At 60.3% G+C, this 22,535-nt stretch carries 20 protein-coding genes and 1 pseudogene; 9 read left to right on the forward strand and 12 right to left on the reverse strand.

All coding sequences use genetic code 11. The features are described from left to right. Positions 1–31 precede the first annotated feature (31 nt). From AC30D7_RS22710 to AC30D7_RS22730, 5 genes are all read right to left on the reverse strand, one after another. Complete coding sequence (locus AC30D7_RS22710) at positions 32–1,060, reverse strand: DUF5924 family protein (protein ID WP_490135553.1); 1,029 nt, start codon at positions 1,058–1,060, stop codon at positions 32–34. Positions 1,061–1,278: 218 nt separating this feature from the next. Continuing rightward, the gene (locus tag AC30D7_RS22715; protein ID WP_490135554.1) at positions 1,279–2,655 is read right to left on the reverse strand and encodes a M16 family metallopeptidase; all 1,377 of its coding nucleotides are present in this window, start codon (positions 2,653–2,655) and stop codon (positions 1,279–1,281) included. A gap of 56 nt (positions 2,656–2,711) precedes the next feature. Next, the gene (locus tag AC30D7_RS22720; protein WP_490135555.1) at positions 2,712–4,370 is read right to left on the reverse strand and encodes a Na/Pi cotransporter family protein; all 1,659 of its coding nucleotides are present in this window, start codon (positions 4,368–4,370) and stop codon (positions 2,712–2,714) included. 213 nt (positions 4,371–4,583) lie between these two features. Further along, positions 4,584–5,351, reverse strand: a complete 768-nt coding sequence (locus tag AC30D7_RS22725; RefSeq protein WP_019580315.1) for a TerC family protein — start codon at positions 5,349–5,351, stop codon at positions 4,584–4,586. Between the two features lie 83 nt (positions 5,352–5,434). Beyond that, on the reverse strand, positions 5,435–6,742 hold the full coding sequence (locus AC30D7_RS22730) for a CitMHS family transporter (protein ID WP_205888962.1): 1,308 nt from the start codon (positions 6,740–6,742) through the stop codon (positions 5,435–5,437). Positions 6,743–7,061: 319 nt separating this feature from the next. Between AC30D7_RS22730 and AC30D7_RS22735 the strand changes: the two are divergent. Beyond that, positions 7,062–7,157, forward strand: a pseudogene (locus AC30D7_RS22735) (GFA family protein); the annotation flags it as partial. A 27-nt stretch (positions 7,158–7,184) separates the two neighbouring features. Here the strand turns inward: AC30D7_RS22735 and AC30D7_RS22740 are convergent. Further along, entirely contained in the window at positions 7,185–7,511 is a 327-nt protein-coding gene (locus AC30D7_RS22740) for a DOPA 4,5-dioxygenase family protein (RefSeq protein WP_490135556.1), read from the reverse strand. 83 nt (positions 7,512–7,594) lie between these two features. Here AC30D7_RS22740 and AC30D7_RS22745 point away from each other — a divergent pair, with 83 nt between their 5' ends. After that, complete coding sequence (locus AC30D7_RS22745; protein WP_490135557.1) at positions 7,595–8,260, forward strand: NAD(P)-dependent oxidoreductase; 666 nt, start codon at positions 7,595–7,597, stop codon at positions 8,258–8,260. A gap of 5 nt (positions 8,261–8,265) precedes the next feature. Here the strand turns inward: AC30D7_RS22745 and AC30D7_RS22750 are convergent, their stop codons facing one another. After that, positions 8,266–9,216: a choline sulfate utilization transcriptional regulator gene (locus AC30D7_RS22750; protein ID WP_490135558.1), complete on the reverse strand. Its 951-nt coding sequence runs from the start codon at positions 9,214–9,216 to the stop codon at positions 8,266–8,268. Positions 9,217–9,330: 114 nt separating this feature from the next. Between AC30D7_RS22750 and betC the strand changes: the two genes are divergently transcribed. From betC to AC30D7_RS22765, 3 genes are all read left to right on the forward strand, one after another. Then, positions 9,331–10,845 carry a choline-sulfatase gene (gene betC, locus AC30D7_RS22755; protein ID WP_490135559.1) on the forward strand — a complete coding sequence of 505 codons (1,515 nt, stop codon included), beginning with the start codon at positions 9,331–9,333 and terminating at the stop codon, positions 10,843–10,845. 16 nt (positions 10,846–10,861) lie between these two features. Further along, positions 10,862–11,794 carry a choline ABC transporter substrate-binding protein gene (choX, locus tag AC30D7_RS22760; RefSeq protein ID WP_490135560.1) on the forward strand — a complete coding sequence of 311 codons (933 nt, stop codon included), beginning with the start codon at positions 10,862–10,864 and terminating at the stop codon, positions 11,792–11,794. A 191-nt stretch (positions 11,795–11,985) separates the two neighbouring features. Further along, positions 11,986–13,554 (forward strand): SulP family inorganic anion transporter, encoded by a 1,569-nt coding sequence (locus AC30D7_RS22765; protein WP_490135561.1) that lies wholly within the window; start codon positions 11,986–11,988, stop codon positions 13,552–13,554. Positions 13,555–13,674: 120 nt separating this feature from the next. Here the strand turns inward: AC30D7_RS22765 and aroE are convergent, their stop codons facing one another. Then, positions 13,675–14,496: a shikimate dehydrogenase gene (aroE, locus tag AC30D7_RS22770; protein WP_490135562.1), complete on the reverse strand. Its 822-nt coding sequence runs from the start codon at positions 14,494–14,496 to the stop codon at positions 13,675–13,677. Between the two features lie 13 nt (positions 14,497–14,509). After that, positions 14,510–15,424, reverse strand: a complete 915-nt coding sequence (gene hemF / locus AC30D7_RS22775) for an oxygen-dependent coproporphyrinogen oxidase (RefSeq protein WP_490135563.1) — start codon at positions 15,422–15,424, stop codon at positions 14,510–14,512. A gap of 173 nt (positions 15,425–15,597) precedes the next feature. Here hemF and AC30D7_RS22780 point away from each other — a divergent pair, with 173 nt between their 5' ends. After that, complete coding sequence (locus AC30D7_RS22780) at positions 15,598–16,575, forward strand: NADPH:quinone reductase (RefSeq protein ID WP_490135564.1); 978 nt, start codon at positions 15,598–15,600, stop codon at positions 16,573–16,575. 116 nt (positions 16,576–16,691) lie between these two features. Here AC30D7_RS22780 and tsaC read toward each other — a convergent pair whose 3' ends face one another. From tsaC to AC30D7_RS22795, 3 genes are all read right to left on the reverse strand, one after another. After that, a complete protein-coding gene (tsaC, locus tag AC30D7_RS22785) occupies positions 16,692–17,249 on the reverse strand; it encodes an L-threonylcarbamoyladenylate synthase type 1 TsaC (protein ID WP_490135565.1) in 558 nt (185 codons plus the stop codon). Positions 17,250–17,303: 54 nt separating this feature from the next. After that, positions 17,304–18,410, reverse strand: a complete 1,107-nt coding sequence (dprA, locus tag AC30D7_RS22790) for a DNA-processing protein DprA (protein ID WP_490135566.1) — start codon at positions 18,408–18,410, stop codon at positions 17,304–17,306. 81 nt (positions 18,411–18,491) lie between these two features. After that, positions 18,492–19,517 carry a LysM peptidoglycan-binding domain-containing protein gene (locus tag AC30D7_RS22795; RefSeq protein WP_490135567.1) on the reverse strand — a complete coding sequence of 342 codons (1,026 nt, stop codon included), beginning with the start codon at positions 19,515–19,517 and terminating at the stop codon, positions 18,492–18,494. Between the two features lie 169 nt (positions 19,518–19,686). Between AC30D7_RS22795 and def the strand changes: the two genes are divergently transcribed. The 3 genes from def to rsmB all read left to right on the forward strand — a co-directional run bounded on the left by def (position 19,687) and on the right by rsmB (position 22,530). Then, positions 19,687–20,193: a peptide deformylase gene (def, locus tag AC30D7_RS22800; protein WP_007941507.1), complete on the forward strand. Its 507-nt coding sequence runs from the start codon at positions 19,687–19,689 to the stop codon at positions 20,191–20,193. A gap of 70 nt (positions 20,194–20,263) precedes the next feature. After that, positions 20,264–21,223 (forward strand): methionyl-tRNA formyltransferase, encoded by a 960-nt coding sequence (gene fmt, locus AC30D7_RS22805; RefSeq protein ID WP_490135568.1) that lies wholly within the window; start codon positions 20,264–20,266, stop codon positions 21,221–21,223. After that, on the forward strand, positions 21,220–22,530 hold the full coding sequence (gene rsmB, locus AC30D7_RS22810) for a 16S rRNA (cytosine(967)-C(5))-methyltransferase RsmB (RefSeq protein ID WP_490135569.1): 1,311 nt from the start codon (positions 21,220–21,222) through the stop codon (positions 22,528–22,530). Before fmt ends, rsmB begins: the two co-directional genes overlap by 4 nt. Positions 22,531–22,535: the final 5 nt, after the last annotated feature.

Raw genomic sequence — 22,535 nt, forward strand, 5'->3', positions numbered from 1 at the left:
TGCGCAGACCAGATTAATAGCACGAACCGCGTTACTTATCTTTGATAGGTGTGCTGTCCATGACCTTGAAGCGCAGCACGCCGATCAACTGGCCGTCTTCGGTGAGCACCCGAACCTGCCATTTGCCCGCGGAATTGCCGGGGAAGTTCTGCTTGTGGGTCCAGGCACGGTAGCCTTCCTTGCGTCCACCGTGGATATCCAGAGGGATGCGGTCAACCTCTTTACCGTTGAACATCCAGACGTGATAAATCCGCTCGTCCAGCCCCCGCGGGGCATTGATCGCGGTGTAGGCGTACAAACCGTCGCCACGAATCTGCTCGGCGCTGACTTCTTCCAGGCTCTTGCCGGGAGTTCGGTCCTGCATCTGGGTGCTGATCGCCACATCGGTCATCCACAGGGTGGCCGGCGGAACCCAGGAACGCAGCACCCAGCCGACAGCGCCGATGCCAACGGTGATGCTGAGGATCGCCAGCGCATTGCGCACGGTCCGAATCGGGAAGATCGACGCCAGACTCGGGAACGACAGCACCATGGCAATGCCCAGCGCCAGTTTGAAGCTCTGGGAGGTGGTCAGGTGCAGGATGACGGGCAGGGCGGTCAGCAGGGCGGCGAACAGGGTCAGGGTATGCAGCGCCAGGAACGCCCAGCGGCGCGGCGCCAGCCATTTGTAGTAGAGCGGGTCGGTGATCGAGATCAGCGCCGCCATGCCCAGCAACCCCGTGAAAAACAGTTGGCCGCTGTTCCAGGTGGTGGTGATGAAAAAGAACGGCAGGACGAAGAACAGGCTTTCCTGATGGATCATCTGCGTCGCATAACGCAGCAGGGGCTGGGGTATTTCGCGTTTGAAGACCCTGGCGAACAACTTGGTGAGGCTGTTTTCCAGCATCAGCCAGACCCAGCTGACCAGCATGATGGTGGTGATCCAGGTCGCCAGGCTTTGTTGGCGATCCACCAAGATGAAGCTGCCGACCCCGGAAATGAAACCGCCGAGCGCGATGACCCCGGGATAGCGCTTCATCAATTCCAGGATGCGCTGTATGTACAGGGTCAGAGTCGGCATTCGGCGGTTCACAATAGTCGTGGGAAAAATCCCCGACAGGGTACCGTCCGAGGGGGCCTGTGGCGAGGGGGCTTGCCCCCGTTCGGCTGCGCAGCAGTCGCAATATCGGCGAATGCGGTGTACCTGATAAACCAGGTTGCCGCATTTTCAGGGCCGCTTCGCAGCCCAACGGGGGCAAGCCCCCTCGCCACACAAAACCCGTTGCCACAGGGAAATAACTACTTTCTGCCGTGAACACGCCAACCCAATGCCCCAAGCACCATCAATCCAAATCCCCCGGCAATCGCCCACATCAACTGGTCATAACTCATCAGCGGCTTCTCGATCCGCAAATACCCCGGTTGCAACAACAACTCACGCATCGCCTTGTTCGCCTCGGCCAGCGTCACTTCCTGCAGCGCCTTGGCCGGGTTGGTGAAATGGCCATCCTCGTAGTCTCCAAGGGCGCTCCAGTAGTAATCCGCCAAGGCGCTGTTGCCTTGCACGGCCCAGGCCTGCCGGGCGATGGCGGCCTGTTTGAGGCGGGCGAAGGTGGTGGCGTCGAGCCCGTTCTTGAGCAGATCGGCTTTGAGCTCATCCAGCACTTGTTCTGCTGCAGACACGTTGTCGCGTTCAAGGTCGGCGTTCAGGCTCATGAAGCCCACTCCGCCAAACACCTCACGCTCGGCCGAGGGCCCGTAGGACAACCCATGAACCAGGCGCAGTTGGCGATAGAGCGCCCAGTCCAGGTAGTCCTTGAGCAAATCGAACGTTTCGTCGTGCTGATCCTCCAGCACCGGCTCCGGCACCAGCCAGTGCAACTTGGCGCTGCCACCGACGAAACCGCTACTCAAATCGCGCTGGTGGGCCGCGCTGGCCTGGATGTCCGGCAAGGGCAAGTGCTCAGTCGGCTCAACCGACTGGAGTGCACCGTAAGTCCGTTCCAGATAGGCCGGCAGCAGGCGGTCGAGCTCGCCGACCACGATCAGGGTCATGTTGTTGGGTGCGTACCAGGCTTTGCGCACCTTCTCCAGCTGCTCGCGGGTCAGGTGATCGACTTCGGCGCGCTCGGGGCATTTGAGGCCCAGTTCCACCGCCAATTGGTTGCTGGCGGTGTGGCCCAGGTCCTGGCGATCCAGCCAGCGTTGCAGGTGCGAATAATGGCCACCGTCTTCGCGCTCGACCACCTGCTTGGCGACGTTGATCGCGTTGTCGTCAATACGGGTCTGGGTCAGCAGCGCCAACAACAGATCGAGGACCTTACGCTGGTTTTTCGCCGGGGCTTCGATGACGAACGTGGTGTCGGCGTTGCTGGTGTAAGCGTTCCACTCACCACCCAGGGCCTGCATGCGCTCCTCCAGACCACCTTCGCCGGTGGCGTCGATGCCGCTGAACAGCAAGTGTTCGAGCAGATGCGGCAGCTCCTTGTCGGCGCAGCTGAAATCATCCAGACCCACGCCAATCACCAGCCGAATTGCCACATGCCCGCGCTCGGTGCCCGGCTTGAGGACCAATTGCAGACCGTTGGGCAACGTATAGCCCTCGACCTGAAAGCGATCCAGGGCAAATGAAGGCAGGGCGCCGAGCAACAGACAAGCGAACAGCAAACAACGCATAACGAATTTCCGTACGACCAGCGTAAGTACAACAGACTTCAGGTAACTGTGGACGTTCAGGGTGAATGAGTGATGTCAGCCAAATCGTCGACCATCAGAGCGCCGGTATCCGAAGTGCCCAACACCGCATAAGCGCTGCTGCAAAACAGCGAATTGAGACGCCTCATGTCAGCGATCAGCTCCAGATGCAGCGAACTGGTCTCGATGCTCTGCACAATCTTACGGTGCAAACGACTGACATGAGCGTGGGCCAGGCGGCGTTCCTGTGCGCGAAAGCGACGTTTCTCACGCAGTAACTGACGGGCACTTTCCGGGTCGGAACTGAGGAACACCGACAACCCCAGACGCAAGTTGGCAATCAGTTGGCTGTGCAGCCCCGCCAACTCCTCCAGACCGACCTCGGAAAACGACCGGCGCTGCGAGGTTTTCTGCTGCTGAACCTTGCGCAGCATGCGTTCGATCAGGTCGCTGGCCAGTTTCAGGTTGATCGCCAACTCGATGATTTCCGCCCAACGCTTGCTGTCCTGCTCGCTGAGGTCTTCGCGGGGCATTTGCGCCAGATAGAGTTTGATCGCGCTGTAGAGCGCTTCGACATCATCGGTCAGGCGCCGGATTTCCTGGGTGACTGCCGTCTGTTTGCCACGCAGTACGGCGAGCATGGCTTCAAGCATGTTGTCGACCAGATCGCCGATACGCAGGGTTTCCCGAGCGGCATTGGCCAGCGCCAGGCTGGGGGTCACCAATGCTGTCGGGTCAAGGTGCCGCGGTTTGGCCGTGCCGTTGATATCCGGCCGCTCTGGCAGTAACCACGCACAGAGCCTGGCCATCGGCCCGACGCTGGGCAACAGGAGCAGGCAACGCGCAGTGTTGTAGAGCAGGTGGAAGCCGATGACCATTTCCTGAGCGCTGAAGTCGAAGCTGTCGATCCAGTGCACCAGTGGATCGAGCACCGGAATGATCAGCAGCAGACCAATCAGTTTGTACAACAGGCTGCCAAACGCCACCTGACGGCCGGCGGCGTTCTGCATGCTGGTGCTGAGGAAGGCGAGAATGCCGCTGCCGATGTTGGCACCAATCACCAGGCCGATCGCCACCGGCAGACTGATCACATTGGCACCGGCGAGGGTCGCGGTCAGCAGGACGGCAGCCAGGCTGGAATAGGAAATCATCGCGAACAGCGCGCCGACCAACGCATCGAGCAGGATGTCGCCGGTCAGTGAGGCGAAAATGACCTTCACCCCCTGAGCATGCGTGATCGGCGCGGCGGCCTCGACGATCAGTTGCAGCGCCAGAATGATCAACCCCAGACCGATGCTGACCCGCCCCATCTGCCCGACCCGGGTCTGCTTGCGCGACAGAAAGAAAATCACTCCGAGGAAGATCAGCAGCGGCGACAGCCACGACAGATCGAGGGTCAGTACCCGCGCCATCAGTGCGGTCCCGACGTCGGCACCGAGCATGGTCGCCAAGGCCGGGGTCAGCGCCATCAGACCCTGACCGACAAACGAGGTGACGAGCATGGCGGTGGCATTGCTGCTCTGGACCATGGCCGTCACCACAATCCCGGCGACAAACGCCAGCCAGCGCCTGGACATGTTCTGGCCAATCACATGGCGCAAGTTGGAGCCATAAACCCGCAGGATGCCGGTTCGGACGATGTGCGTGCCCCAGATCAACAAGGCCACGGCCGATAATAAATTGAGCAGGGTGAGCATACAGGCCCCCTGTGGTGGTAGCGCCCCAGTGGGGCAAGTCGACGGTGCCGCGCGTTTTTCTACGTTCTGTACTTAAGCTGTAGTCGGCTAACGGTCTGGACGCCAGCATCGCATAGCTAAAGCAGCGATTGAAATAAAACTGTCATGAAAACAGTTTGATGCAGACATGACAAAGGGGCCAAAAGGCCCCTTTGTGATGGCAGGGTGTTCGGGTTATTGGCCCGGAACATCCTTGCGCAGTTTCACCGGCTCTTGCTGTGTGCGTTTTTTCGCAATCGCGGTGCGCATCCTGATGTTGATCGCTTCCACTGCCAGCGAGAACGCCATGGCGAAGTAGACGTAGCCTTTTGGCACGTGCACATCGAAGGACTCGGCAATCAGCACGGTACCGACGATCAACAGGAAAGACAGCGCCAGCATCTTCAGCGACGGGTGCCTGTCGATGAACTCGCTGATGGTGCCGGAAGCCCACATCATCACCAGCACAGCAACGATGATTGCCGCAACCATGACCGGAACGTGGGACACCATGCCAACGGCAGTGATGACGGAGTCCAGCGAGAACACGATGTCGATGATCGCGATCTGGATAATGGTGTAGAGGAAGTTGCCGCCCTTGCCACTTGGCTCGTCGCTGGTTTCATCCTCGCCTTCCAGCGCGTGATACATCTCTTGCGAGCTTTTCCACAGCAGGAACAGACCACCGAAGAACAGGATCAGGTCACGCCCGGAAATGCCCTGGCCGAACACTTCGAACAGGTCCGCGGTGAGACGCATGACCCAGGTGATCGACAGCAGCAACAGAATCCGCGTGACCATGGCCAGCGCGAGGCCGAAGATCCGGGTACGCGCCTGCATGTGTTTGGGCATGCGGCTGACCAGGATCGAGATCATGATGATGTTGTCGATGCCCAGGACGATCTCCAGGGCGGTCAGGGTGAAGAAGGCAACCCAGATTTCAGGGTTGGTCAGCCATTCCATGTGTATTCCTTTGAGGATGTGTTTAAACCACGAAGGGCCCAGGCTTCAAACAAAGCCTGGACCCCTCATGGTGAGTCTTGGGCTTATAGCGTGCTGAACAGCGGAAAAATCCCCATCAGCAATGCAGCGACCAGTATGCACAGGCAAACCAGCACTGCCCACTTCAGGGTGAACCGCTGATGGTCACCGAATTCGATACCGGCCAGGGCCACCAACAGGTAGGTCGATGGTACCAGCGGGCTCAGCAAGTGGACGGGCTGACCGACGATCGAGGCACGTGCCATTTCTACCGCGGTTATACCGTAATGACTGGCGGCTTCGGCAAGCACTGGTAACACGCCGTAATAAAATGCGTCGTTCGACATGAAGAACGTGAACGGCATGCTCACCAGCGCGGTGATCACGGCGAGGTACGGGCCGAGGAAATCCGGGATGACTGCCAGCAGGCTCTTGGACATTGCATCGACCATGCCCGTGCCCGTCAGGATACCGGTGAAGATGCCTGCGGCAAAGATCAACCCGACCACCGCCAACACGCTACCGGCGTGGGCCGCAACGCGGTCCTTCTGCTGTTGCAGGCAAGGGTAGTTGACGATCATCGCGATACTGAACGCCACCATGAACAGCACCGGCAGCGGCAACAGACCAGCGATCAAGGTGCCCATCAGTGCCAGGGTCAGCGCGCCGTTGAACCAGATCAGCTTTGGACGACGGGCATCCGGGAACTGCGAGACGCTGATTTCGCTGTGATCGATTTCATCACCGACCAAATGCAATTCACCCAGACGCGCACGCTCGCGCTTACCGTAGAAGTAGGCAATCGCCAGAATCGCCACCACACCAGCCAGCATCGCCGGAATCATCGGCACGAAAATCGCGGACGGGTCCACATGCAGCGCACTGGCCGCGCGAGCGGTCGGACCGCCCCACGGGGTCATGTTCATCACGCCACCGGCGAGGATGATCAGACCGGCCATGATCCGCGGGCTCATGCCGATGCGGCTGTAGAGCGGCAGCATGGCGGCCACGCAGATCATGTAAGTGGTGGCGCCATCACCGTCCATGGACACGATCAGTGCCAGCACGGCGGTACCGACCGACACTTTCAACGGGTCGCCCTTGACCAGTTTGAGGATCTTGCGCACGGCCGGGTCAAACAGGCCGGAATCGATCATCAGGGCGAAGTAAAGGATGGCGAACATCAGCATCACGCCGGTTGGTGCGAGCTTGGTGATGCCTTCGAGCATCATCGGGCCGATTTTCGGCGAGAAACCGCCGAACAGGGCGAAGATGATCGGGATGATGATCAGGGCGATCAGCGCGGACAGGCGCTTGGTCATGATCAGGAACATGAACGTGATGACCATGGCAAAGCCAAGGAAAGTCAGCATAGGAATACTCCAGGCGTAGCGCGGCTAGGGAATGGGCGAACCGATGAGGTCAGCGCAGAACGGGAAGCACGAAACGTACGGGCGGAGGTGCAGCGAAGAGGCGGATAAGAGTGGACATCAGAATCACCATTGTTGTTGTTAAATGGGCCGGGCGGGCAATGAAACACTCGCGTTGGCCAACCGGTCTGTTGCCGGCAGTGAGGCGATCCTAATCGGGGAAGCTTTCAGCCAGCTTTCGCGGATGAAAGCATTGACCGAATGTACGACCGGTCGTCGGCTGGGTTGAAAGTCCGTAAACACGGGCTCAGGAGGAAAAAACATGGGCGAACTTCACACTGGCGGCTGCCACTGCGGACAAATCCGCTATCAATTCAGCGGGCTATTGCAGGATATCGCCCACTGCCATTGCTCGATTTCTGGTGAGACAGGAGAACAACTCTGATCAGAAAACAGACAGGTCCAGCGGCCGGATCGCCCCCATCCAGATCGCGTGCTCGGTGTGGTCGAGCAGATCGTTGCCGGTATCCGGGTGCAGGAACACCACCAACCCCTTGCGATTGAGCGCCAGCCACGGCAACACCTCGCCAATGTATTGCGGCTCGAAAGCCAATTGGCAGCTCCAGTCCGGGTGCGGACCGACCGGGCGCTCGTGCACGCGGCCCATCTTCAGCGGAAACAATTGCGCGGCCTGCTCGCACAAGGCCCGGGCCTGCGGGAGGGTGTTGGCGTCAAAATAGACATGGGCGTGGTAGCCCTTGATCTGTTGCATCTGAAACCTCTTTATACCTGGTCGAACCCACACCGTTCCCTGCAGGTCTCACGCTATATAGGCAGGACGTTCGGAGCACAGCCATGAAAAATGCCGAAACCCCGGTAGTGAAGGTAGTGCTTTATGGTGCCATGAGTAGCCTGGGCAGTGCGCTGATAGCTGAAATGCTGCGGCGCCAACATGAAGTGATCGCGATTCTCGATGACCTGACGGCACTCGCGCCACGCCCCGGATTGCGCACCAAGGCCGGCAATCTGTTCGATGCCAAACGGGTCAAGCAAAGCGTAGCCGGTTGTTCGGCGGTGATCTGCCTGCTGGATGCGCCGGGGTTGCCGATGAACAGCGAACACATCGAAAAATCCATCGTGCCCGGCCCGGTCGAGCAGGTGCTGGCAGTGGATGCACTGATTGACGGCATGCAGGCCGCGGGTATCGCGCGGTTGTTTGTGGTGGGTGATTTCGAGGTGCTGGACGATCCGGAGATAGAAGACGAACTGCAACGCCACGCCGCTGAAGAAATCCGCGAGGCGCTGCAAAGCAGCCCATTGCACTGGACCCTGGTGAATGCCCCACGCGGCGTACCGGGACTGTCCATCGAGCATTTCAGTCACATCAGTACGAGCCTGGAACCCGGCCTGGCCGAACCGCTGGAACGGCTGAACCGAGTTGCCGTCGGGATTGCCGACGAGTTATGGCTGAATTTGCACGTGGGCCAGCATGTGAATTTTGTCGCGACTTCGGAACCGTAAAGCCCTCATACCGCAATCGATGGCAAAGGAAGGCCATTAAGCGATTGCGCACTGCTGGCCTGTTCCGCCATCAACCAATCCACAAATGTTTGAATCAACGCCCCGCGCCGTTTGCGCTGGGGCAGGACCACGTAATAACCCAGCCTGGAAATCACTGTCTCGGCAATCGGTCGACACAACAGACCTTGCGCCAGCAAGTTATCCACAAGGTGCCGCCAACCGATCGCAACGCCCTGGCCGCCAATCGCCGCCTGAATCAGCAACGTGTAATTGTCGAAGCGCAGTTGCCCCGGCGCTGGCGCCGACGTGATCCCCAGTTCGCGAAACACGCCGCTCCAGTCGAACCAGTTGCTGCTGTGTTCGCCTCGCAGGTGCAGCAGCGGAAACTCCAGCAATGACTGAGCCGGCAAGGGCAGGGGACGATCCTTCAAGAGCAGCGGACTGCACACCGGAAACACTTCTTCACTGAATAACCAATGGCTCTCGCCTTGCTTGAACCGGCCATCGCCGAACAGCACCGCCACATCGATATCAGTGCGCAGCATGTTGTGGCTGCGCTCACTGGTAACCAGGCTGACATCCACTTGAGGATGGGCGGTATGGAAGCGGTGCAGCCGTGGCATCAGCCAGTACGCGGCGAAGGCGAAGTCGGTGGCCACCTGCAACACTTCGTGTTGCTGCTGTGCACTGATCGCGCTCAATCCGGCGTCGATATTCTGTAAACCGAGCTGAACTTGCTCAAACAGAATCGCGCCAGCCTCGGTCAGTTCGATACCGCGATAAATGCGGTCAAACAATCGTATTGCGAGCTGCTCCTCCAATCGTTTGATCTGCTGACTGATGGCCGGTTGCGTGGTGCCGAGCTCCACTGCAGCAGCAGTAAAGCTGCGTTGGCGGGCCGCGGTCTCAAAGACACGCAGCAGGTCCAGAGACAAATCACCGAGAGCTTCATACATAAGCTGTGCTTATCCTAGTCATTGCCTGGCGTGGGCTTTACCACAAATTCCATGGGTTGCATGCTCGACCACAGCACTCTCGCATAAATATCCACTATGGAATGCCGCGATCACATGAAGCGCAAAAATATTCTTTTCATCATGGCCGATCAAATGGCCGCGCCAATGTTGCCGTTCTACGGCCCTTCGCCCATCAAACTGCCGAATCTGAGCCGCCTCGCCGCCCAAGGCGTGGTATTCGACGCCGCGTATTGCAACAGCCCGCTCTGCGCGCCGTCACGTTTCACCCTGGTCAGCGGTCAGTTGCCGAGCAAGATCGGCGCCTACGACAACGCGGCCGATTTCCCCGCCGACGTTCCAACTTATGCCCACTACCTGCGGCGCCTCGGCTACCGCACTGCGCTGTCGGGCAAGATGCACTTCTGCGGTCCGGACCAGTTGCACGGCTATGAAGAACGCCTAACCAGTGACATCTACCCGGCCGACTACGGTTGGGCGGTGAACTGGGACGAGCCGGACGTGCGACCGACCTGGTACCACAACATGTCGTCGGTGCTGCAAGCCGGGCCCTGCGTGCGCACCAACCAGCTGGATTTCGACGAAGAGGTGGTGTTCAAGGCCCAGCAATACCTGTTCGATCACATCCGCGAGGATGGCGATCAGCCATTCTGCCTGACCGTGTCGATGACTCACCCACACGACCCGTACACGATTCCCAAGGCGTTCTGGGATCTGTACGACGACGCCGACATCCCTTTGCCGGAAACACCCGCACAGGATGAACTCGATCCTCACTCCCAGCGCCTGCTCAAAGTCTATGACCTGTGGGACAAGCCGCTGCCTGTGGATAAGATTCGCGACGCGCGCCGTGCCTACTTCGGGGCGTGCAGCTATATCGACAGCAACGTCGGCAAACTCCTGCAAACACTCGAGGAAACCGGGCTGATCGATGACACCATCATTGTGTTCTCCGGTGACCACGGCGACATGCTCGGCGAGCGCGGCCTCTGGTACAAAATGCACTGGTACGAAATGGCCGCCCGCGTACCGCTGCTGATCAGTGCGCCGGGGCAATTCGGCGCCGGACGGGTCAGCGCGGCAGTATCCACCGCCGACCTGCTGCCGACCTTTGTGGAACTGGCCGGCGGCTCATTGGAGCCAGGCCTGCCGCTGGACGGCCGCTCGCTGGTTTCACACCTGCAAGGGCAGGGCGGTCACGACGAGGTGTTCGGTGAATACATGGCCGAAGGCACCATCAGCCCGTTGATGATGATTCGGCGCGGCGCCTACAAATTCATCTACAGCGAAGACGACCCTTGCCTGCTCTTCGACGTGCACAACGACCCGCATGAACAGGAAGAACTCAGCCATTCGCCGCAATATCGTCAGCTGTTCGAGGATTTTCTCGCCGAAGCACGGGCTAAATGGAATATCCCGGCGATCCACCAACAGGTGCTCGCCAGTCAGCGACGCCGGCGTTTCGTCGCCGGCGCCCTGACCATCGGCAAGCTGAAGAGCTGGGATCACCAGCCGCTGGTGGACGCCAGTCAGCAGTACATGCGCAACCACATCGACCTCGACGATCTGGAGCGTAAAGCCCGTTATCCACAACCCTGCCAAAACCAATAATGTTAAGGGGACGTCCATGCAAAAGTTATCCACAGTACTGACAGTCGGGCTTCTGGCTCTGGGCAGCGCCTCGGCGTACGCCGAGCAAAGCTGCGAAACGGTGAAGATGGCCGACCCCGGCTGGAGCGACATCGCCGCCACCAACGCCATCACCGGGTTTCTGCTGGACGGCATGGGCTACAAGGCCAAGGTCGACACGCTGGCGGTGCCGATCACCTTTGGCGGTCTGAAGGATGGCCAGGTGGACGTCTTCCTCGGCAACTGGATGCCGGCGCAGCAAGGCTTCTACGACAAGTTCGTGGCCAACGGCGATGTCACACAACTGGCGAAGAACCTCGACGGCACCGAGTTCACCCTGGCGGTCCCGGATTACGTCTGGGACGCGGGTGTGCATAACTTTAACGACTTGAACAAGTACGCCGAGCTACATCCAAAAGAAGTCGACAAGAAGATCTATGGCATCGGCTCCGGCGCCCCGGCGAACATTTCGCTGCAAGAGATCATCAAGAAGAATGACTACGACATGGGTCAGTGGAAACTGATCGAGTCCAGCGAGCAAGCAATGCTGGCCGAAGTGTCCCGCGCGGTGAAGAAACAGAAGTTCGTGACCTTCCTCGGCTGGACGCCACACCCGATGAACGTGCAGTTGAAAATGCATTATCTGAAGGGCGGCGAGAAGTACTTCGGTGACACCGGCAGCGTTTATACGCTGACCCGCAAAGGTTATGCACAGGCCTGCCCGAACGTCGGCAAGCTGCTCACCAACCTGAGTTTCACCCAGGAAATGGAGAACAGCATCATGGCCGAGGTGGTGAACAAGAAGGTCAGCAATGCAGACGCGGCCAAGGCGTGGATCAAGGCCAATCCGGCGGTGCTGGATAAATGGCTCGATGGTGTGAAGACTGTGGATGGCAAGGATGCTCTGCCGGCGGTCAAAGCCAAGTTGTAACGGTTCTCTGTGGCGAGGGAGCTTGCTCCCGCTGGAGTGCGTAGCGCTCCCATTTCGGCGAACACGGTTTATCTGTCTCACCGAGTTGTCCGGATTGGCGGCTGCTGCGCAACCGAGCGGGAGCAAGCTCCCTCGCCACAATGATCGTTTTACCCTGTTACCCTTGTGCAAAACCCCGCCCGAGAGGACCCATGGCCTTCCCCAGCCGCCATTCACTCTTTCCCTTCCTGACCTGGTTGCCCCGGCAAACCCGCGCCAGCGTCGGTCGTGACCTGATCGTCGGCCTGAGCGGCGCGATTCTCGCGTTGCCACAATCGATTGCCTACGCCCTGATCGCCGGTCTCCCACCGGAATATGGTCTGTACGCCGCCATCATCCCGGTACTGATTGCCTGCCTCTGGGGTTCGTCGTGGCATTTGATCTGCGGTCCTACAGCAGCCATTTCCATTGTCCTGTACGCCAGCGTCAGTCCTCTGGCCGTCCCTGCATCGCAGGACTACGTCACGTTGATCCTGCTTCTGACTTTCCTTGCGGGCATTTTCCAGTGGTTACTGGGTTTGCTGCGGTTCGGTGCCTTGGTGAATTTCGTCTCTCACTCGGTGGTGCTGGGCTTCACTCTCGGCGCGGCGGTGGTGATTGCCATCGGGCAGCTGCCGAACCTGCTGGGGCTGGATGTGCCCAACCAGGCCACGGCGCTCAACAGTTTGATGATGCTGCTCAATCATCTCGGCGAAGTAGACAAACCCTCGCTGCTGCTGGGCCTGGCAACGGTTGCGGTTGGCATTGTGCTCAAACTGCTGGTACCACGCTGGCCAACGCTGTTGATCGCGCTGGCCCTGAGCGGATTGCTGGTGTGGCTGTGGCCAGCGATGTTCGGTCATGTGAAGCTGGTCAGCGCGTTTGTCGGGCGGCTGCCGCCCTTCAGCCCGCTGCCGCTGGATCTGGACCTGATACTGCGCCTGCTGCCCAGTGCGGTGGCGGTCGGCATGCTCGGGCTGGTGACCAGCCTGTCGATTGCCCGCTCCCTGTCGGCCCGCTCGCAGCAATTGCTCGATGCCAATCAGGAAGTTCGCGCCCAGGGTTTCTCGAACATGGTCGGGGCGTTTTTTTCCGGTTCGCTGTCCGCCGGTTCCTTCACTCGCTCGGCCCTGAGCTATGACGCCGGTGCCTGCTCGCCACTGGCGGGCGTTTTTTCGGCGTTGTGGGTGGCGTTGTTCGCGATCTTCGGTGCGACGTTGATCGCGCACATCCCGATCCCGGCCATGGCCGGCAGCATTTTGCTGATCGCCTGGGGATTGGTGGACCATCGCGGCATTCGCGCCTTGTTGCGAGTCAGCCGTGCCGAGTTTCTGGTGATGGCGCTGACCTGTGTCGCCACCCTGTTGCTTGAGTTGCAGACGGCGATCTACGCCGGGGTGTTGGCGTCACTGTTCTTCTACCTCAAACGCACCTCACAGCCACGGGTGCAGCACTGGCGCAATGGCGACGAAGACATTCTGAGGGTCGGCGGTTCGATCTTTTTCGGCGCCAGCCATTACCTGCAAGTGCGCCTGCAACGGATGCAAGGCCCGCGAGTGGTGATCGAGGCACAACAGATCAACTTCATCGACTACTCGGGCGTGGAAATGCTGCACCAGGAAGCACGACGGCTGCTGCGTCAGGATCGCAGCCTGACCCTGCGGCAGGCACGGCCGCAAGTGGTGGAGGAATTGAGGAAGCTGGAAGGGCCGGAGAAATGCCCGATCCGGTTTGAGGATTGAAACATTGCCCCCTGTAGGAGCGAGCGGTGCGGCGATCCGACTTGCCCGCGAAGAACGATGACGCGGTATTTCTGAAAAACCGCGGCGTTACCTTCGCGGGCAAGCCTCGCTCCTACAGGGTTACAGCGCCAGTTGCCGGCGAAGTTCGGCCAGCACCGGCGCCGTATCCGGGCGCACACCGCGCCATAGATAGAAAGCTTCCGCCGCCTGCTCGGCCAACATGCCCAAGCCATCCATCGACACCGCAGCCCCATGTTCACTGGCCCAGCGGCAGAACGAGGTTGGGTCCTTGCCGTACATCATGTCGTAGCAAACCGTCTTGCCCGGTTCGATCAAACTGCCGGCAATCGGCGGTACATCGCCGGACAGACTGGCGGATGTGGCGTTGATGATCAGGTCCACCGGCTCGCGCAGCCAATCGAAACCGCTGGCCGACACCGGCCCCAGATCGGCAAACAATTGCGCCAGCAATTCGGCTTTTTCCACGGTGCGGTTGGCAATGATCACCGACGCCGGTTGCTCCGCCAGCAGCGGCTCCAGCGCGCCGCGCACCGCGCCACCGGCCCCCAGCAGCAGAATGCGTTTGCCCGCGAGGCTGAATCCGGCGTTGACCGTCAGGTCCCGTACCAACCCGGCGCCATCGGTGTTGTCGCCCAGCAGACTGCCATCGGCCAGTTTGCTCAGGGTATTCACCGCGCCGGCCCGCTGCGCCCGCTGGGTCAAGCTGTTCGCCAGGCGATAGGCATCTTCCTTGAACGGCACTGTCACATTCGCCCCACGGCCTTCGCGGAAAAATTCCAGCGCACAGCCGGAAAAGTCGTCGAGAGGTGCCAGCAAGGTGCTGTAGTCCAGTTTCTGCCCGGTCTGCTCGGCGAACAGACGGTGGATCAGCGGCGACTTGCTGTGGCCGATCGGGTTACCGAATACGACATAACGGTCCATCAGAATTCCTCGTTCAGGCCTTGGCCAACCAATCGCGGTCTTGCAGGAAGTATTCGGTCAGGCGCGCTTCTTCGCTGCCCGGCTCGGCCTTCCAGTCGTAGGCCCAACGCACTTGCGGCGGCAGCGACATCAGAATCGACTCGGTGCGCCCGCCCGATTGCAGGCCGAACAGCGTGCCGCGGTCATAGACCAGGTTGAATTCAACGTAACGACCACGGCGAAATTCCTGGAACTCACGCTGTTTGGCGGTGAATGCATCATTCTTGCGGCGTTGCACGATCGGCAGGTACGCGTCGATGAACGCATCGCCGATGGCGCGCATGAAGGCGAAGCTGGTGTCGAAGTCCCACTCGTTCAAGTCATCAAAGAACAGGCCGCCAATGCCCCGTGGCTCGTGACGATGCTTGATGTGGAAGTAGCTGTCGCACCAAGCCTTGTAGCGCGGGTAAACGTCCGGGCCAAAGGGCGCGCAAGCCTGTTCGGCGACGCGGTGCCAATGCACGCAATCTTCTTCATTGCCGTAATAAGGGGTCAGGTCAAAGCCACCACCGAACCACCAGACCGGCTCTTCACCTTCTTTTTCGGCGATGAAAAAACGCACATTGGCGTGGGACGTCGGCACATAGGGGTTGTGCGGGTGAATCACCAACGACACGCCCAGGGCTTCGAAGCCTCGACCGGCCAGTTCCGGCCGATGGGCGCTGGCGGACGGTGGGAGACCGCTGCCAAACACGTGGGAAAAGTTGACACCGCCCTTTTCGATGACTGCGCCGTTCTCAATCACCCGGGTGCGACCACCACCACCGGCAGGCCGGGTCCAGGCGTCTTCGACGAAACGCGCGCCGCCGTCTTCGGCTTCCAGGGCAGCGCAAATGCGGTCTTGCAGGTCGAGCAGGTAGGCTTTTACGGCCTCGGTGCGGGTAGTCATGGCATCACCTTGAATCGGGCAAAGCTACGCGGCGCTCAAACAGGCCGGCGGCAAATTGCTGCGTAGGATAACACTGCACCTTGTGCCGTCGCAGTTGACGAAGATCAAGCTTGGGAGTTCGATAGAGCGCTTGGCGCTACAACTCTAGAAGCCAAGACCCAAGGAGAGTGCAGATGGCAAAGCGTATCCAGTTCCGCGTCCATGGCGGCCCCGAAGTGCTCGAACATGTAGATTACCAACCCGCCGAACCCGGCCCGCAACAGGTACGCGTGACCAACAAGGCCATCGGCCTGAATTTCATCGACACTTATTACCGTAGCGGTCTCTACGCACCTCCGACCCTGCCCTCGGGTCTGGGTGCTGAAGGCGCGGGCGTGGTCGAAGCGGTCGGTAGCGAAGTCACTCGCTTCAAGGTTGGCGATCGTGTGGCTTACGGCAGCGGCCCGTTGGGCGCCTACAGCTATATTCATGTATTGCCGGAAGCCAATCTGGTGCACCTGCCGGACGCCATCAGCTTCGAGCAAGCCGCCGGCGTGATGCTCAAAGGCCTGACCGTGCAGTACTTGCTGCGTCAGACCTATGAACTCAAGGGTGGCGAAACCATCCTGTTTCACGCCGCGGCCGGCGGTGTCGGATCGCTTGCCTGCCAATGGGCCAAGGCCTTGGGCGTGAAGCTGATCGGCACGGTCAGTTCACCAGAGAAAGCCGCCCTGGCGAAAGCCAATGGTGCCTGGGCGACCATCGATTACAGCCATGAAAACGTCGCACAACGCGTGCTGGAATTGACTGACGGTAAAAAAGTCCCGGTGGTGTACGACGGTGTAGGCAAAGATACCTGGCTGACATCGCTCGACAGCGTTGCGCCGCGGGGGCTGGTGGTGAGTTTCGGTAATGCTTCAGGTGCAGTCGATGGGGTGAATCTGGGGATTCTCGCGGCCAAGGGTTCGCTCTACGTGACCCGGCCGACGCTGGCGACCTACGCCAACAACGCGCAAAACCTGCAACGCATGGCTGATGAGCTGTTCGAGATGATCATCAGTGGCAAGCTGAAGGTGGACATCAGCCAGCTCTATCCACTGGCTGATGCGGCGAAAGCGCAGACCGAATTGTCGGCGCGGCGTACGACTGGTTCGACGATTCTGTTGCCTTGAGGGCCTCTTCGCGGGCAAGCCTCGCTCCTACAGGATTTGTGTCGTTCACACGATCACGGAACGACATTGATCCCCTGTAGGAGCGAGGCTTGCCCGCGAAGAACGATGACGCGGTCTCAATCCGGGCGCACCACATGCCCCGTCGCCAGATCGCGAATCACGCTCGGATTCTTGCGCCCGCCCAGATGGCCACCGAGCACATAATCAACCTGCCCCCGGAAATACTGCTCCACGCGAATCCGTGTCCGCGCCGCCGGCCGACCCTGAGGGTTCGCCGAGGTCGACACCAACGGGCCGACCAACGCACACAAATCCCGCACCACAGGGTGATCGCTGACCCGCAACGCCACTGTTTCATGCACACCGGTAATCCACTGGGGCAATAGATTCTGATGCGGCACCAGCCAGGTGTTGGGACCCGGCCAAGTGCTGGACATGCGATCCATCCACAACTCCGGGAAGTCTTCGAACAGGAAGTCGAACTGACGGATATTGTCGGCCACCAGAATCAGGCCTTTATCCACAGACCGGCCCTTGATCAGCAGCAGACGATCCACCGCTTCTTCGTCCCACGGGTCGCAACCCAAGCCCCAGACAGCTTCGGTTGGGTAGGCAATCACCGCCCCGGCGCGAATTTCTCGTGCGGCTTGCTGCACACGCCAACTGTTAACCATGAAAAACTCTCCGGAATAAGGCTCTGCGCAGTTTACCGATCTTCCTTATAAAACCTAGTTTACCCGCGCAAACCATCGGCCGCTCTCACAGACCGCCCGGCCGTCCATCTCCAGCTCCGTCAGCGCTGCCAGCACTTTCGACAAGGCCCAGCCGCTGGTGACCGACAAGGCTTCGCTGGTATGGGGCGCCGCGTGGAGCAATATGAGCAGTGGATGAGTCACCGTCGTTTGCGGCGTTTCTGTGGATAACGGCAGCCGTTGCCAGCCGCGCAAGGCCTCAAGGATGTGTTCGATGGTTTCCACCAGCACCGCACCGTCGCGGATCAGTTGATGACAGCCCTTCGCGCCAGGGTGATGGATCGACCCTGGAATCGCATACACCTCACGCCCCTGTTCCGCCGCCAGTCTCGCGGTGATCAATGAACCGCTGGCGACACTTGCCTCGACCACCAGTACACCAAGGGACAAACCGCTGATGATCCGATTGCGCCGGGGGAAGTTGCTCGGGGAAGGGCCGGCGTCCAGCGGGAACTCCGAAAGTACCGCACTTCCCGAGGCGATCATGGCGTCCGCCAGTCGTCGATTACGCTGTGGATAAAAATTTTCCAGCCCCGTGCCAAGCACCCCTACTGTTTGCCCGCCAACATCCAGAGCCGCCTGATGCGCGGCAGCATCGATGCCCAGAGCCAGACCGCTGGTGATGACAAAACCGGCGCCGGCCAGACTGCGGGAAAATGCGGTGGCAGTGTCCATGCCTGGTCGCGACGCCCGACGGCTGCCGACCATCGCCAACTGCGGTTTTTCCAGAATGCCCGGATCGCCCGCGACGAATAACAGCGGCGGCGCATCACTGATTTGTGCCAATAGCGCGGGGTAGTCAGGTTGGTCCCACATCAGTAAATGCTGGCCCGGGCGTTCTAGCCAGGCCAATGCGTGGCTGGCGCCATCACGAATTTCACTGCAGCGCCGGGCCTCCGCGCAAGCGAGAGGCAGGCCCAATGCACGCCAGGCACTGGCGGGTGCGCTGATGGCTTTGGAGGCAGAGCCGAAGGCTTCGAGCAACTTCTTGAAACGTGCCGGACCGAGTTCGGGCAAAAGGTGCAGGCGTAAACGAGCTTCCAGTTCCGCAGGGGAAACGGACGTACAGGCAGACAGCGACATGGATCATCCTTGATCGTTATAAAGTCCCGTCGAATCGGGAATAAGCTGTGGATAACTCTGTTGGTAACTTGTGGAACGTGTTTAAGGATTTCGCACCTTGTCCATCACCGCCAGAGAGCGCGATGCGTTAAGTACCAGCCCGTAACTGAGCTTGTCGTAGGTGCGGAATACCATCAGCAGGCCGGCCCGTTCGTCGGGGATTTTCAAGGGCTGACCGGTGATCCGGTCGCGCACGGTTTCGCCGGTTTTCATCACCACCAGCACATTGCCCTCGGCCAGACCATCGCGCTGCCCCTTGTTCAGCGTGACGACATCCAGCGCGCCAATCTGGGTGACCCCACGCGGCACATCGATGATCAGGCCATTGATGTCGGTGCTTGGCGCACTGGGCATGAAGGTCGAATTGATCGAGCGTTCTTCACCGCTGAACAACCGGTCGCCGAGTCGCACCTCTTGAGTGGTGCGTTGCAGGGCCAGGGTGGCGACGTCGCCCTCAGTGGCAATGATTTCGCCACCACCGATGTCGTCGGCGTTGATCCCCAGGAACTCCTTGCTCTGCGGATCGGTGTAGACCTTGCCCTGACGAAAGATGCCGTAGACCGACTGCGCCGGGTCGAAATGGCCACGCGCGAAGATTCGATCGCCGGTGCCGCTGAGTACCCGTTCGGCATCTCCGGCAACGATGTAGGGCGCCTTGTCGAAATCCTCGAGCTTGTCGACGATGCGATTGCTCAACAGAAAACTGTTGATCGACTTCAGCGGAATGCTCGGGATGGCGTCGGCCACCGGCGAACTGCGGACTCGTGGCGACAGCTTGATGGTGCCCCGGGAAGCGCCGCGGTTGAGGGTCAGGCGTGGCTGACCGTTGACGTAGACCAGCGACAGCGTATCGCCGGGATAGATGAGATTGGGGTTTTCAATCTGTGGATTGGCCTGCCACAGCTGCGGCCACTGCCACGGCTCACGCAGGTATTTGCCGGAAATGTCCCAGAGTGTGTCCCCTGCCACCACGGTGTATTGTTGTGGAAAACCTTCCCTGAGTTGCACTTGCCCATGCGCAAAACCGGCCGAGGCCAGAAGGAGCAAGGCGAGTAGTGATTTCCTCATGCGGTGAATCCCTTTATTATGTACGTTCGCGTGAAACGCCAGAGCCCTCGTGGCTCGCCTCCGGCTCATTATTGAAAAGCCGGAAGCTACGTTCACAACGGTAGCCTGCATCTTCGGACTCGCCAGGCCATCGACCCGACTTTACCTCACACGTGCAGCAATTAAGCTTATGGCCATTTTAGACATCCTCGAATTCCCCGATTCGCGCCTGCGCACTATCGCCAAACCAGTGGCCGTAGTGGACGACGAAGTGCGTCAGTTGGTCGACGACATGTTTGAAACAATGTATGAAGCGCCAGGCATCGGCCTCGCCGCTACCCAGGTCAACGTGCACAAACGTATCGTCGTGATGGACCTCTCCGAAGACCGCAGCGAACCGCGGGTGTTCATCAACCCCGAGTTCGAAACCCTGACCGACGAGATGGGTCAGTACCAGGAAGGCTGCCTCTCGGTGCCGGGCTTCTACGAAAACGTCGATCGCCCGCAAAAGGTCAAGATCAAGGCCCTGGACCGCGACGGCCAACCTTACGAACTGATCGCCGAAGGCCTGCTCGCCGTGTGCATCCAGCATGAATGCGACCACCTGAACGGCAAGTTGTTCGTCGATTACCTGTCCACGCTCAAACGCGACCGGATCAAGAAGAAACTGGAAAAGCTCCACCGCCAGAACGCTTGATGCCCTTCTTTCAAAGGCTTGCCGCGGCAAGCCTTTTTCTTTTCAAGATGCTTTGCAATTGAGAGCTTCCATGACTGAGCCACTGCGCATTGTCTTTGCCGGCACCCCGGAATTCGCCGCCGAACACCTCAAGGCCCTGCTGGGCAGTCCTTACGAGATCGTTGCGGTCTACACCCAACCGGACCGTCCGGCGGGCCGTGGGCAGAAGCTGATGCCAAGCCCGGTCAAGCAATTGGCTCTGGAGCACAACATCCAGGTGTTGCAACCGCCAACCCTGCGCAACGAAGACGCTCAGGCGGAACTGGCCGCGCTGAAACCGGATTTGATGGTGGTGGTCGCCTACGGCCTGATCCTGCCGCAAGTGGTGCTGGATATTCCGCGCCTGGGTTGCATCAACAGCCACGCCTCCTTGCTGCCACGCTGGCGCGGTGCGGCGCCGATCCAGCGTGCCGTTGAAGCGGGCGACAGCGAAAGCGGCGTGACCGTGATGCGCATGGAAGCCGGCCTCGATACCGGGCCGATGCTGCTCAAGGTCACCACGCCGATCAGCGCCGAAGACACCGGCGGCAGCCTCCACGATCGCCTCGCAGAGATGGGCCCACCGGCCGTGATCCAGGCGATTGCCGGCCTGGCTGCGGGCACACTGGAAGGCGAAGTGCAGGACGACAGCCTCGCCACCTACGCACACAAATTGAACAAGGACGAAGCGCGCATCGACTGGAACCGCCCGGCGGTTGAGCTGGAGCGTCTGGTTCGCGCCTTCAATCCATGGCCTATCTGCCACAGCACGCTGAACGGCGAAGCGCTGAAAGTGTTGGCCGCAGGCTTGGCCGAAGGGCAGGGCGCGCCGGGTGAAATCCTCAGTGCCAGCAAGGACGGCTTGATCGTCGCCTGCGGTGAACAAGCGCTGGTTCTGACCCGTCTGCAATTACCCGGCGGCAAAGCACTGAACTTCAGCGACTTGTTCAACAGCCGTCGTGAGAAATTCGCCGTCGGCACCGTCCTCGGTCAAACGGCAGACGCTCAATGAACCCACGTCTGGCCGCCGCCAAGGCACTTGCTGCAGTTCTTAACGGAAAAGCTTCACTCAACAGTTCTCTGCCGACACAAATGGACAAGGTTGAAGACCGCGATCGCGGCTTCACCCAGGACTTGGCCTTCGGCACGGCTCGCTGGCAGCCGCGTTTGTCGGCGCTGGCGGCCAAATTGCTGCAGAAACCGTTCAAGGCGGCTGATGCCGATGTCGAGGCGCTGTTGCTGGTGGGGCTTTATCAGCTGCTCTATACCCGCGTCCCGGCTCACGCCGCCATCGGCGAAACCGTCGGTTGCGCCGACAAGCTGAAAAAGCCGTGGGCCAAAGCCTTGCTCAACGCCGTGCTGCGCCGCGCCCAACGGGAAAGCGAAGCGCTGCTGGCCGAGCTGGAACGCGACCCGGTGGTGCGCACCGCCCACCCGCGCTGGCTGCAAAAATCCCTCAAGGCCTTCTGGCCTGAACAATGGGAAGCCATTTGCGCAGCGAACAACGCACACCCGCCGATGATTCTGCGGGTCAACCGTCGTCATCACACTCGCGATGCCTACCTCGGTTTGCTGACTGAGGCGGGTATCGCTGCCACGCCGTGCGTTTACAGTCGGGACGGCATCATTCTCGACGCCGCCGCCGACGTGCGCAGCCTGCCGGGTTTTGCCGAAGGCTGGATCAGCGTGCAAGACGAAGCCGCGCAATTGGCCGCCGATCTACTGGACCTGGCGCCGGGTCAACGGGTGCTGGATGCCTGCTGCGCACCGGGCGGCAAGACCTGCCACATCCTTGAGGCCGAGCCCAAACTGGCCGGCGTGGTGGCTGTGGATCTGGAAGCCAAGCGTCTGGTGCGGGTACGGGAAAACCTCGAGCGACTGGGCCTGAGCGCCGAACTGATCGCCGCCGACGGTCGCGACACCGCCACCTGGTGGGACGGCAAGCCGTTCCAGCGCATTCTGCTCGACGCGCCATGCTCGGCCACCGGGGTGATCCGTCGTCACCCGGACATCAAACTGACCCGCCAACCCGACGACATCGCCGCACTGGCGGTGCTTCAGGGCGAACTGCTCGACGCCATGTGGATAACCCTGGAAGTGGGCGGCATTCTGCTTTACGCCACCTGTTCCACGCTGCCGACCGAAAACACCGAAGTCATCGAAGCGTTCCTCGCCCGCACGCCAGGCGCCCGTGAACTGGACCTCGCCACGGCGGCCGGCATCAAGCAGCCCCATGGTCGCCAGTTGCTGGCCCAGGAAGGCGGCCACGACGGGTTCTACTACGCCAAGCTGATCAAGATTGCCGCCGCACGCGGTTAACCGGG

The organism is Pseudomonas sp. DF5 (genome assembly GCF_058148225.1).